The sequence below is a fragment of the Nitrospira sp. genome (assembly GCA_024760545.1).
Taxonomy (GTDB): domain Bacteria; phylum Nitrospirota; class Nitrospiria; order Nitrospirales; family Nitrospiraceae; genus Nitrospira_D.
This window is the reverse complement of sequence record CP060501.1, coordinates 3,371,919-3,384,799: the sequence shown is the minus strand read 5'-3', so window position 1 is coordinate 3,384,799 and position 12,881 is coordinate 3,371,919. Positions and strand designations below refer to the sequence as shown.

The following is a 12,881-nucleotide window of genomic DNA, read 5'->3' as shown; positions in this document are numbered from 1 at the left end:
TTCTTATGTTTCTTGCGACGGAACCGGCGAGAGTAAGGGAGCCTGTTCCTTTCGGAATTCTTCACCCATCACCGGCTGCTGCCCGCGCTGGCACATCCAGAACAGCGCGAGGACTGCCGCCCAAAATACCACCATGTTCAATGTCACCATTTTTGCGGCGAACTGGAGATCCGGCGTAAAAGCCCACGGCGAGACATCGGCCATCAGTTCACTGACGTGCCAAGACAAGCGGCCCGAAGAACGGATGTAGCCCATCAGGCCCATCACCCAACTGAAGGACGCCGCCAGCCCAAACAAGCCGACCATGCCACGCAGCGGAATTTTTCCCCATTGAATCGGGCCATGCACCACAGCCCGTCTGAGCATGAGACGGTTGATCACCACCCCGACCACAATGACCGTTAATGTCGTGAAGGCTTGCGGGGCGGAGAGACCGACACGAACTTTCGCCGGCAAATAGAACCCATAGATTGATAACCACACAATATTCAAAGCACCCACCACATACAGGACCGTGAGAATCGTGTTACCGGTTTTGATCCACGAGATGGTCATTGTTCGATTCGCTCGGCGGTAGTACAAAAAGCTGAGCGCGGTAACGAGAATCAGAATATTGATGGCGCCGTTCTTGGCCGACATGACTCCGTAGTTGCCGATCACGGGATGCTGAGCGCCTCCCATCGCTTTCACTTCACTCGCAGACATCAGCAAGGTATGCGGCGTCAGCCAAATAAAGAGCGCCAGCATCAGAATAGCCAACAAGACTTGGTAATACGGCTGATAGCGTTCCCCCCCTTTGATCCGCGCCATACTTTGCCAGAGATAGTAGTTAATTCCCAAGAACAGGACGCCGATTAACAGGGCCTGGACGACAAACAGCCATGTGAGCAATCCTCCCATCATCGTCACGCCCATGGTCTGGCGAAACACGAACACCGATTTCATCAGCCAGTAACCGGCGATCGGCATAGGAATGAGCGCACAGACCGTGACAAATAGAAAGACATATCCGACCCAGTCGAAATACGCCCGCTCCTCATCGGTCTTGCTGGTAAAGAATCGATAACAGGCATAGGCCAGCACGACCGCTCCCCCGGACATGATGTCAGCGAGGAAACGATGGACGTTCAGCGGATTCCAGAGAGCCGAGTGCAACAGATGCCAGACATTTCCCAAGAATCGTCCCTGGGCATCGACGCCGGCCGGGGACATCATGAAGGCAGACCAAGCATTCGCCATCATCAGCAACGCAGTTCCCACGATGTTCGTCAGAATGCCGATCGCCGCATGGATCCACTTCATGCCCCGCTCAGCCATCCGGTTCCAACTATAGTAATAGATGATCAGCAGCAGCGCTTCCCCCACAAAGACGGCGGCGTAGAGCGGCATGAAATCCTTGAACGTGCCGCCCATATACTTCATAAAACTGGGATAGAGCATAATGAACATTGTCAGCATCAGACTGCCGATGAGCGCCGTCGCCGACATGGCCAAGACCGCCACCTTCGCCAGGTCCCTCGCGAGGCCATCGTAGCGAAGCGCCAAAGCCGGTTTTCTTGTCGTCAATCCGAGGAACTCGATCAGTGCACAGAACAAGGGAAGGGCGAGCACAAACCCGCCGAAGTAGGTATGCTGCTGCGTCACGAACCACACCACCAGACGACTGTCCAATGAGCCGATTCGCGGATACGTCGTCTCATCAGGAGCGGGAGCCGCCGGTCCTTCGGGAGCTCCGTCGGTTCCAAAGTAGATGTCCGTCGATGATTCTGCAAAAGACACATCGGATCCGTGCCACGAGTATCCAAGCGCAACTAAGACAAACGCGACGTACAGTACAAGACTGATCACGGAACGTGTTCCTCGAAATTCTCGCTCCATAGACCTACCCCTTGGTTCCATCTTTTCCAAAGACCAATTCCCCTCCGGCACTGTCCGCCGCATTCACGGTCTTGCCGAGAATCCCCATCACGAAGGGGCAGCGCAACATTCCACTCGACAGTTGTGGAGATTGTTCGTCTTCAATATGACGCCGATCACCCAGATAATAGCCATACAACACCATCATCGCCGTAACCAGCGCGCCCATCACGGCCGCTGAGCTCAACGTAATCGTCGGTTGCCGTGCGACAAACAACAACAGTCCCATCGTCACCAGATAATAGGTGGAGGCAAAGGCCATCCCAGGCCACCACCAATACTTCAGCAATTCACCGGGAGCGGTCTGACGGAGCGTGTGAACCCAGGATATGGAAGGATAGAGTCCGGCAAAATACGCGCAGAGGGCAAGACCACCGCCGAGGAGTGTCACACTCAGCAATTGAGTCAGAGCGGCTGCCTGCTCATCGGCGATCGCCATCCCAGCCAGCGACGCCATTGCACCAACACCCAATGCTGTCAGAACCCACGGTCCCAATTGCGAAGCCCGGTGCTGCACCAGGACGCGGAACTCCTCTCCATCAGGGAACGTCAGAAATGGCCTCCCCATGACGGAGAGCTTGCGTACATGGCCGATTTCAAATGCGTCGCGAGCGACAGCCGTACAGGAGATAATGATCGCCATCATTGCCGGCCCATCGGGATGTTGGAGGTAACTGTAATTCATAATCCAGAGTAGGGTCAGCACCAACAACGAGAGCTGAATGCCATAGACCGCTCCGATCCATCCGGCAAGCCAACCGAGACGCCGCGCTCCGTCTTGGCGGACAATCAAAGACCATGGTGAAGCCCGCCCAATCTTGTACGCGAGGAGCGAAGTGACCGCCGCCACTACACTGCTGACCGTCAACAGCACAAGCGGGTCCGCAATCGGAACGAGATGCTTAGCCAGGCGATACACCCCGAAGGCGATCAACCCGGGGACGAACATCACGATCCGCTTTTGCTTGCGCACGGCATCTTCCGTGACCGCCAGACTCAAGCTCGGAAGCACCCGCAAGGCCATTCGATGCAACATTCCCGTTCCTGCCTCACCTAACCTTTTTGAGTCCCCATCCCAAAATACTTCGCTTTGATCTCTTCCATCAGAGAGGCCGTGACACGAGATAGCCCGCGATCCGCCGCCGTGCGCTCGAGCTCGATTCGAGCCATTGCGCGAACCGGTGCCGGCACCCGTTCCAATCGCCGCTCTGCGTCAGGTTCCCATTCCACCCGCTCCCCTACGGAAGGATGCAGGACCGTCTCGTCGGTGACCACTTGGAGCCCTCGAGCACGAACACCCCGGTTCACCTCTTCCCGAACGAGTGCGGCCACATAGGGCTGCATACGATCCAACCGATGCAAGGCCTCATCGGTCCATATCAAGCGGTCAACGAGTCCCTGTGTCTGGCCCTCCGGTACATCGACACCGACTTTCAGGCCGCAACCGCGACATTCCGATCGGACAAACCACTGGGGCATCTCGCCGCTCATACGTTCTTCGATCCCCTCGGTATGCATCCAGCGACCACACCCGCAGGTCAACATGACACCGCACCATGAAGCGTGTCGACATGTCTACGCATAGCCTAGCCGATCTTACCGGGGTACAGGATATACAGCATGGTGTAGGTGAAACTCCCCGTGACGAACAACACGCAGTAGATGACCATCGTGAACCGGCCAAGCGCTCGATGACGCCGTGCTCCGTCAGGCCAAATTCGTTGAATGGCCACGATTTCAAATATCAGCACTAGTCCAAACAACATCATAAAGATAATCCAGAAAATCGATATCCCGGAAGAAAGACGCTCCGTCGCATACGAATAATAAAGATACGTACCAACGAGTGCACCCACACCACCCCATAGCTTGGCAATCGTAGCCCAAGAAACTTGTAATGGCCCTGTTCTGAGTTGACGAACGCCGCCGACAAAAGTTTGCGCTCTAAACCCTAGAATCATGAGATAAACAGCCATGATGAGGCCGATTATGACGAGATTAATGTGAAGAATGAGAACTGGTACAAAGACATGGTCATAAATCGACTGAGGTCCTCCGAATCCTTCCTTGCCCTCAAATGCCAACACGCCTAGCTGTCGGAAAAGATAGTAGGCGATGAAGAAACTGAGCATGGAAATCATTCCCCCAAACATCAACCAATGGTGTGCATCGGCGTTTCGCTTGCGCGCTTGGAACCATCCAATGACGAAGAGAGTGGTGAATAACGTGGCCATCAACTGGCTGAGATCTGCGCCGGTTGTTGCATGAGTTCCGAAGAACCCCGGTTCTCTTAACCAATCCATCGCTCTTCTTTTCGTCGCTCGTATCTCGTGAATCGTATCTCGAAATTAGGTTCGCGCTTCACGAACGATGCTTCACGCTTCACCAGATTTCAGACCTTGCACGACAGCTGTCTTTTCCAACTCCGTGACGGATACAAATCCGGCGGCGGTCAACCATTGAATTGCATCGTCCGTTCGGTAACAACTGCCTCGCTGCGTATTCACGAGTATGTGGACCGCAAATGCAGTCGTCCAAGCCGGACCCGCGCCGGATTCTTCCAGAAACCGATCCTTGATCACCAGCCGCCCATCCGATGCAAGGGAGGCAAAGACTTTCTCAACCAACCCTTGATTCATCTGAAAGGTTTGATAATGCAGGATATCGGACATGAGGACGATATCGTACGGCCCGCCAAGCGGATCTGCATTGAAATCACCAGGCAGCAGCCGAATCCGCGACTCCAATCCGGCTTCCTTCACAGTTTTTTCAGTCAACCTGAGCGTCGCCGGAAGATCAAAGACCGTGGCGGTCAATTCAGGATACACCTGACAAAATGCGATCGCGTTGGTTCCTGCGCCACCGCCCAGATCCAACATCCGCTCCGACCCTGTGAGTTTCAATCGTCTGGCAAAATCAGGTCCGCTTTGCTGTCCGATGCGATTGAGGACCGTCAACACATTGCTCCCTAGCTCCGGATCGGTCTCGAAGACATGCCGATCGACTGCCCGACGTCCCGTTCGAATCGTCTCTTCCAATTGTCCCCAGTTGTTCCATTCAGCATCATGCAAGAGCAGAAGATGACCGACATATTGGGACGAATGCCGAACGAGGTACGTCAGTGCCATGGAGGAATTTCCGTATAGTTCAGTGCTCTTGGTCAACAACTTCATCGCTACCAGTGCATTCAATAAAATACTGAGCGTGGAGGCATCCGCGCCGATGCGACTCGCGATCTCTTGGGCTGTCTTTGGTTTTGTGTCTATGGCGGAAAATACGTCCAGTTTCACTGCCGTCAGCAGGATCTTGGTCTCCCAGTAGTAGCCAAGCTGGAACACTTCCGCCAGCGAGAGTTCTCGTGACACACCACTCCCTTCAGCTTTGCGCTTAAAAGAGGCATCTTACCCACTGAGGAAATAGAAAGGCAAGGCGACGAACTCGGCTGGAATGATGCCGAAAACACGAAGGGCAGCGGATTGCTCCGCTGCCCTTCCCTGGCAGATAACGTCTGACTGAATCGTCTCGTCTACTTGATTTCGGCCTTGAGGTTTGCAGTGCCGCCATCGGTCACATCCACCTCAAACTCGACCTTCTTGGCTTTTCCTGCAAAAGGATGCCAGGCCACAATCTTGTGCTTGCCGGCCGGCACATCCTTGAGCTCGAACGAACCGTCGTCCTTCACAACGGCAAAATGGGGGTTCGACACAGGCAGGAAGAACGATTGCATAAACTCATGCTGGTCGCACTGTAAGCGCAAGTACCCTTCTTTTTCTGCACCGCCACGGAACGTCACCGGCTTATCAAGCTTGTCGCCCTTCTTGGCGAGACCGATGTTGAAACCGGTCGCCGACGAAGTGCCCTTTACGGTGAAGCTATGTGGGTTATGGAGTACACCCTGAACGGATTTAGGATCATCTGGGTCGGCATCCGTGTTCTCAACTTTGAAGGGACGGGTGTTGACGACTACGCCACTGAACGGCAAAAATTCGCAGAACGCAGCCGTCACTTCCGTCCCAGCGAATCCATCCATCCACGCCTTGTCTTCGATGTCCGCCACGGCAACGACCGCGCCCTTCAAACCACCGTCTTTCCCAACTTCGATCTGTTTCAGAAACCGCTTGTCCCCGTCCATCAAGCTCTTATTCGGGTTCTGGGGACAGAACTTCGGATTCGGGAACTTGGAAAAGAGGAACTCTTTCTGCTCCGCCTTACCAGCATACGTCACCTTGCCGGTGATCGTTCCACCCGCATAGGAGGTGAGAGGCGCCGCGACCAATGCGGCGGCTGCTACACCAAATACTATTGTTAACGCACTCTTCATGGGACTGCCTCCTTGTAGTAATAGACCAACCATCCTGATTCCTGACCTGCTCTCTCCGAGTTTTCCTCTCGGCCAGGAGAACTCTTCGTAATGACAGCTCCTACCATGGACACGATAAACGACCATTTGGCGAGGCTGACTTAGACCGAGTATGTATATGAAATATTACCGCCCGCTGTCAATGTCAAACAAGAGGCTGCCGTTGGCCGTTCCACAGTAGCTATTTTCCCCTTGTCCTGATACAGTCCAAGAAATTAATACCATCGATTCGAACCCTATCTATCGACGAAAACATCTGCCTTACATGAACGCATGCTCTTCCCTCTAGTAGCATCCTTATGATACCCGCACAGTCTGCCATCGTGCTCAAACGTACGTATCCCCTCTATATCACAGTGTTCCTGTTCACGCTTATTGTAGGGAGCGCACTCATAGGCGTTCCCGCTTTCGGCCTTGTCTATGGGTATACCTGGGTAGACTGGACCATGTTCGGACTGTTGTATATCGTCACCGGACTCGGCATTACGGTCGGCTACCATCGCCTGATTTCACACAGGAGTTTCACGTGTCCCGAGTGGGTCAAGGCTGGATTATTGATCGCCGGCGGATGGGCATTGCAAAACTCTGCCCTGAAGTGGGGAGCCGATCACATCCGCCACCATGCGGCGTGCGACCAAGATGCCGATCCCTACAACGCGCAGCGTGGATTCTGGCACAGTCACTGCGGATGGCTCTTCTCCAACCAGCAGTACGCGGACGAGAAATACGCCACACGGCTGCGACAAGATCCGGTGGTCATGTGGCAGCACCGATATTACGTGCCTATTTTCCTTGCAGGATTGGCACTCCCGTTCCTAGTAGGCTTTCTCTACGGCGGCTGGGGTAGTGGGGTCGGCTGCTTTATGCTCGCCGGCGTCGGTCGGACCTTTGCCGTGCTGAATTCGACCTTTTGTATCAATTCCGTGTGCCATCTCTGGGGAAGCCAACCGCACGGCCAAGCGGATTCGAGCCGAGATAGCTGGCTGGTTTCGTTAATCACGTTCGGTGAGGGGTATCACAACTACCATCACACGTACCAAAGTGACTACCGAAACGGGCCTCGCTGGTATAATTTCGATCCCTCGAAATGGCTGATTTTCACGCTCTCCCTATTCGGACTAGCCTGGTCGCTCCGCACTGCCAATGCTGCCGAAACGAGGGTTTCAGATCTTCCGACTCCTTCGGCATAGCCCGCAGCAACCTGCCTGGTATCGACACGCGTCTAGTTTTTAATATTTTCGTAAAGACACTGGCGGGAGATTCCACAATTCTTGGCGAACGGCCGCCCATAGTGCTTCGAGCATCTGAATGAGGTCAGGGGCAGTCCTAGTCAGCAGTTTAATTGCGATACCGGGAATAGCCGGCGTTGAAACTCCGCCCAGTACCTGTCCAGGGATTTGGTCAAGTATGCCGGCCACCTTCCCTTCCAATCGTTTCCAGACATCGGATGATACCGCATCGTTCACGACATATAGTGAGGCGACATAATCCCATTCGTCTGCAAGCCCGACACAACCTAAGTCCGTCGCTGGGTCGAGGACGTAACGCTCCACAAGCGAACCTCTCGAGGCCGTCGTGATTTGGATCTCGTTCTCCAAGTCTGTAAACGCCCATCGTTCGCCTCGCGCAATTCGCCCCGACGCGATGGCATCCCACAAGACGATGGTCGCACCCGGCTCTAATTGCGCATGAAGTGTCTGTCGGAATCGTGATCCGGCAAACGGAATCGTATGTTCCGGCAACCACTCAAGGACCGCACCGGACCCGACGGTAATCTTGATATGCTGTTCGGAGAGCTTTCCCTCAGTGCGGTAGACACGGTTGGCGGAAGGGGCGGAAATAAGGACTCGCGCGTCCTTATCTAGGTTCATATCTATGGTGAGAGAGTCGCCCCCAACCAGGCCTCCTGAAGGATTGACTAGTAGCGTGTAGGCGGCTCCTGTGTCATCAAGATAAATGGGAGGAAGTAGTTTCCACGGTGTCGTGAAGTATGAGTGCGCAATAACGGTTCTGTGCTCAACCTTGGCATAGTCAAGCTTGAGTTCACCGACTCGTCCAACGAGTTCGGTCGCAAACCGTCCTGGCGAGTTTCTCCTCCGAGAGGTTTTTCTGTTTGGAGAAACACTAGCTTTCCGGGACGCTCTTTTTCGCTGTACCCCAGGAGCCGCCACGATTATGAGCGCCTAGTCCGTTGAGGGATGCGTTCCTCCACCCAGGCTACGACGGAATCCAATCCCTCACCGGAAAGAATGTTGGTAAACGCGAACGGAAGATCACCCCGCATACGGCGGGTGTCGCGATCCATGACGGACAAGTCCGCCCGAACGTGCGGCGCCAAGTCCATTTTATTGATGACAAGAAAATCCGATCGGGTGATACCGGGTCCACCCTTTCGCGGGATCTTATCGCCTCCTGCCACATCGATCACGTAGATGACATGATCGACAAGTTCTGGGCTGAAGGTTGCTGCAAGGTTATCCCCTCCGCTTTCGAGAAAAATCAATTCGACATCCGGATGGCGGCGAAGCAGATCGTCAATCGCCTCTTGGTTGTGCGAGGCGTCCTCCCGGATTGCCGTATGGGGGCACCCACCGGTTTCCACGCCAAGAATCCGATCCATTGGTAAGGCTGCGCGCTTGGTCAGAATTTCTGCGTCGATTTTTGTGAAAATGTCATTCGTCACCGCGGCCAAACTGAAGCGATCGCGCAATCGTTGGCACAATCCTTCGACGAGAGCCGTTTTTCCTGAACCGACAGGCCCACCGATCCCGATAACCGGAATACCTTTTGTTCGAGCTTGAGTCGGACTCCAACTGTGGTTGTGTTGATGATTCAAGTCATGCATGGCTGTTCGAATAGCGGATCACTGAAGACAACACGCCATCAGCCGCCGTTCATTTCCTTTCTGTTAGTTGCGACGCTCTCCGGTCATGGACCAGGAAGTTTAGGATCGGAAAAGTCTCCATTCCAAAGAACCATGACGCATCGCGTAAATATCTTGCACCGGTGACCACGAGCTCATCAATGTCTTTGAATCACTTTCTCGGCTGATCCGCTCAATCAACGGAAGCCATTCACCCAACACTCGCTGTCCTTCATGTTGGCCAATCGGACTCAGTCGCATAGCCGCAGACACAAAACCCACCGCAGTTTGATAGAGGAATGCCGCGGCTGTTTCCTCAGGCTTCCAGCCACTCGCACCCATCGTCAGCCCGAACGTCACGGCTAGATGACCAGGAGCTCGTTCAGATTCTACTTCATCGCGATACTCATTCAGCAACGGCTTTGCTCTGATCTGATCTGCCGCAACTCTGATAACCTGCCTGCCCATTTGACGGCTCGCCAACCGAGACTCCCGACTCAACTTTGTGGCGTCGAGTCTTCGATCAATATCGATGGCTGAATAAATTTTCCCTGACGCTCCCGCTCGAGTGGCTATTTTTGTGGCCAGCGCTTCTCGCCGACTCATCCCACCTCGCAGCAAATCTTCAATGTAGCGGGCGAGTTGATCGGAATTCTTCACGGCCCCGCCTTGCACAGCCGCTTCCAAGCCCGAAGAAAACGCGTACCCGCCAGATGGAAAGAATGTGTCGATAAACCGCAACCCTTCAAGTAACGCGGGTGTATTCATGCTGAGTAGATGCAAATAGGAACAGCCGGTCAGCTACCACCAGATTTCCCCGTACTCGTAGCCGAGCCGGCTATTCGATAGGTTCCCCCGTCTTTCCAGACGGATGGTTCTCCCGTTGGAATTAGAACAATTGGTACCGCTGCGCGAGCGGCAACACAATCGCCGGTTCGCAGGTGAGCGGGACCCCATCGGCCGTCACAATGTAGGTCTCCGGATTCACTTCCACTTTCGGCAGCGCGTCATTCAACTTGAGATCGCGCTTCTTCACGCTGCGGATGTTCTTCACGGCCGCGATGCGCCGCTGTAACCCAAGCCGCTTGGGGATCTCATGATCCAAGGCAGCCTGTGACACGAAGGTAAAGCTCGTGCTGGACAGTGCGCGACCGAACGCACCGAACATCGGCCGACTAATGACAGGCTCCGGCGTCGGAATCGACGCGTTGGGATCGCCCATTTGCGCTTGAGCGATGAAGCCACTCTTCAACACCATCTCCGGTTTTACACCGAAGAACTCCGGCCGCCAGATGACGAGATCGGCGACTTTTCCAACTTCAACCGAACCCACTTCATGAGCGATGCCGTGTGCAATGGCCGGATTAATCGTATACTTGGCCACATAGCGCCGAACCCGGAAGTTGTCGTGCTGCGCAGAATCTCTTCCGCTGGCTGGTGCAAGGTGGCCACGTTGCGCCTTCATCTTATGGGCGGCCTGCCACGTGCGGGTGATGACTTCTCCGATACGGCCCATGGCTTGCGAGTCCGATGACATGATGCTGATCGCACCCATGTCATGCAGAATGTCTTCCGCCGCAATGGTCTCACGCCGGATGCGGGATTCCGCGAACGCCACGTCTTCGGGGATCCGCGGGTTCAGATTGTGGCACACGATCAGCATGTCGAGATGCTCATCCATCGTGTTCACGGTAAACGGCATCGTGGGGTTGGTTGAGGACGGCAGCACATTGGGCTCACCGCAAATCTTGATGATGTCCGGCGCGTGACCACCCCCTGCCCCTTCCGTGTGGAAACTATGGATCGATCGTCCCTTGATGGCCTTGATGGTGTCCTCAATATACCCGGCTTCATTGAGCGTATCGGTATGAATGGCAACCTGCACGTCATACCGCTCCGCGACGCTCAAACAGGTGTCGATCGCAGCCGGGGTGGTGCCCCAGTCTTCATGCAGCTTCAACCCGATGGCACCAGCTTCGATTTGCTCGTTCAAACCTTCGGGTCGAGACGCATTGCCCTTCCCCAAGAAGCCGAGATTGATCGGAATACCCTCAGAGGCTTCCAACATGCGATGAATATTCCATGGTCCAGGTGTACAGGTCGTCGCACTAGTTCCACTGGAAGGGCCGGTTCCGCCGCCGATCATCGTGGTGAGGCCGGCAGACAGCGCTTCCCAACATTGTTGTGGACAGATGAAGTGGATATGCGTATCGATACCGCCGGCCGTGATGATACGGCCTTCTCCAGAAATCGCTTCCGTTCCGGGACCAATCTCCATGCCCGGCGTGACATTCGGCATCAGATCTGAATTTCCGGATTTGCCGATGCCGACGATGCGGCCGTCCTTGATGCCGATGTCCGCCTTGATCACACCGGTGTAGTCGAGGATGAGCGCATTGGTAATCACCGTGTCGAGCTGACCGCTGGCGCTTGTCGCCCGAGCCGACTGCCCCATCCCGTCACGAATAGTTTTCCCACCGCCGAAAACCGCCTCTTCCCCGGGGACAGTCAAATCTTCTTCGACCTCGATGATCAAATCTGTATCGGCAAGTCGGACACGATCGCCGGTGGTTGGACCGTACAGAGATGCGTATTGTTTGCGTGGAATTTTCACCGGGCTCCTCCTTTTCCAAATCCGCGATCAGCAGCGAGTGACACTGCCTTGGCTTTGACCTTTGGATCATCCAATGATCCTTCCGTCAATCCGTTCACGCCTTGTGCAAGTCGGTTGCCGCCAAAGGCCACGAGCGGCACTTTTTTCTCTTCTCCTGGTTCAAACCGAACCGCTGTCCCGGCTGGAATAGCGAGTCGGAACCCGAATGCCTGTTCACGGTCAAACTTGAGCGCGCGATTGGATTCGAAGAAGTGGCAGTGAGACCCAACCTGGATTGGTCGATCACCCAAATTCTTTACCAGCACATCTTTTGTCTCTCGCCCCTTGAACACCTCGATGTCACCAGCCACCGTCATAATCTCACCGGGTATGATCGGAGCCGCCAGCTCGGCTTTCACCGCAGCGGCTAACGCTTCCTTTGATCTCTGAGGTGCATCCTGCTTCTTCATTTTAGCTCCTCCTGTTCCGCTGACTTTTCTCATCAGCGATTCATTCGCAGCATGAGCCATTCCTTGTTGACCCGCATTTCCCAAGAGCGAGATCGCCCCGATTCCCGCCGCAACACGTCCACCCTGTGCAAGGAACTCTCGCCTGGATGGTCCAGCCTTAGGAGCAGCCTCTCCTGCTTTGACGTCCTTCAAACCTCGTGAATCTTTCGCTTTCATGTTCCCTAACTCCTTTTGATACTCGGCAAAACGCAAACCTTTTCTGACAATCCCTTGTGTTCAAGAAATCATTCAAGACATCACCCTCTGTCGGCCTTTACCGTTCGGCACAGGTCATATAAGGGCATATACTTGTGCATGCTTACTGGATTGGATTGTGGACGGTAACGAGCTTCGTGCCATCCGGGAATGTTCCTTCCACCTGAAATTCGCGGATCATCTCAGGAACGCCAGGCATCACATCCTTGCGCGAAAGAAGCTGTGTACCATAAGTCATCAATTCAGCGACGGTTTTTCCATCACGAATACCTTCCAACACGGCGGCAGTGAGGTAGGCAACCGCCTCGGGGTGATTCAGCTTGAGACCTCGCTTTTTACGGTCGGTTGCAAGCTGGGCTGCAACATAGATCATCAGCTTGTCCTGCTCTCTCGGACTTAAACGCATAGCTCCTCCTTCCTAAG

At 54.6% G+C, this 12,881-nt stretch carries 13 protein-coding genes; 1 reads left to right on the top strand and 12 read right to left on the bottom strand.

Going from position 1 to position 12,881, the window contains the following annotated elements; genetic code table 11:
- Positions 1–3: 3 nt before the first annotated feature.
- From H8K03_16065 to H8K03_16040, 6 genes are all read right to left on the bottom strand, one after another.
- A complete protein-coding gene (locus H8K03_16065) occupies positions 4–1,878 on the bottom strand; it encodes a cytochrome ubiquinol oxidase subunit I (GenBank protein ID UVT19298.1) in 1,875 nt (624 codons plus the stop codon).
- Between the two features lie 4 nt (positions 1,879–1,882).
- Positions 1,883–2,953 (bottom strand): hypothetical protein, encoded by a 1,071-nt coding sequence (locus tag H8K03_16060; protein UVT19297.1) that lies wholly within the window; start codon positions 2,951–2,953, stop codon positions 1,883–1,885.
- Positions 2,954–2,970: 17 nt separating this feature from the next.
- Positions 2,971–3,462, bottom strand: coding sequence for a PCP reductase family protein (locus tag H8K03_16055; protein UVT19296.1), 492 nt, complete (start codon positions 3,460–3,462; stop codon positions 2,971–2,973).
- Between the two features lie 41 nt (positions 3,463–3,503).
- Positions 3,504–4,220: a DUF420 domain-containing protein gene (locus H8K03_16050; protein UVT19295.1), complete on the bottom strand. Its 717-nt coding sequence runs from the start codon at positions 4,218–4,220 to the stop codon at positions 3,504–3,506.
- 72 nt (positions 4,221–4,292) lie between these two features.
- Positions 4,293–5,282: a methyltransferase gene (locus H8K03_16045; GenBank protein UVT19294.1), complete on the bottom strand. Its 990-nt coding sequence runs from the start codon at positions 5,280–5,282 to the stop codon at positions 4,293–4,295.
- A gap of 161 nt (positions 5,283–5,443) precedes the next feature.
- Positions 5,444–6,238, bottom strand: a complete 795-nt coding sequence (locus H8K03_16040) for a hypothetical protein (GenBank protein UVT19293.1) — start codon at positions 6,236–6,238, stop codon at positions 5,444–5,446.
- Between the two features lie 338 nt (positions 6,239–6,576).
- On the opposite strand from H8K03_16040, the gene H8K03_16035 reads away from it, so the two are divergent.
- A complete protein-coding gene (locus tag H8K03_16035) occupies positions 6,577–7,467 on the top strand; it encodes a fatty acid desaturase (protein ID UVT19292.1) in 891 nt (296 codons plus the stop codon).
- 39 nt (positions 7,468–7,506) lie between these two features.
- Here the strand turns inward: H8K03_16035 and H8K03_16030 are convergent, their stop codons facing one another.
- The 6 genes from H8K03_16030 to H8K03_16005 form a co-directional block, all read right to left on the bottom strand.
- Positions 7,507–8,448, bottom strand: a complete 942-nt coding sequence (locus H8K03_16030; protein ID UVT19291.1) for an urease accessory protein UreD — start codon at positions 8,446–8,448, stop codon at positions 7,507–7,509.
- A 2-nt stretch (positions 8,449–8,450) separates the two neighbouring features.
- Positions 8,451–9,122: an urease accessory protein UreG gene (gene ureG / locus H8K03_16025; protein UVT19290.1), complete on the bottom strand. Its 672-nt coding sequence runs from the start codon at positions 9,120–9,122 to the stop codon at positions 8,451–8,453.
- Positions 9,123–9,221: 99 nt separating this feature from the next.
- Positions 9,222–9,908 (bottom strand): hypothetical protein, encoded by a 687-nt coding sequence (locus H8K03_16020; protein UVT19289.1) that lies wholly within the window; start codon positions 9,906–9,908, stop codon positions 9,222–9,224.
- A 121-nt stretch (positions 9,909–10,029) separates the two neighbouring features.
- On the bottom strand, positions 10,030–11,754 hold the full coding sequence (gene ureC / locus H8K03_16015; protein ID UVT19288.1) for an urease subunit alpha: 1,725 nt from the start codon (positions 11,752–11,754) through the stop codon (positions 10,030–10,032).
- Entirely contained in the window at positions 11,751–12,203 is a 453-nt protein-coding gene (locus tag H8K03_16010) for an urease subunit beta (GenBank protein UVT22512.1), read from the bottom strand. Before H8K03_16010 ends, ureC begins: the two co-directional genes overlap by 4 nt.
- A gap of 358 nt (positions 12,204–12,561) precedes the next feature.
- Positions 12,562–12,864, bottom strand: coding sequence for an urease subunit gamma (locus H8K03_16005; protein UVT19287.1), 303 nt, complete (start codon positions 12,862–12,864; stop codon positions 12,562–12,564).
- Between the last annotated feature and the right edge of the window lie 17 nt (positions 12,865–12,881).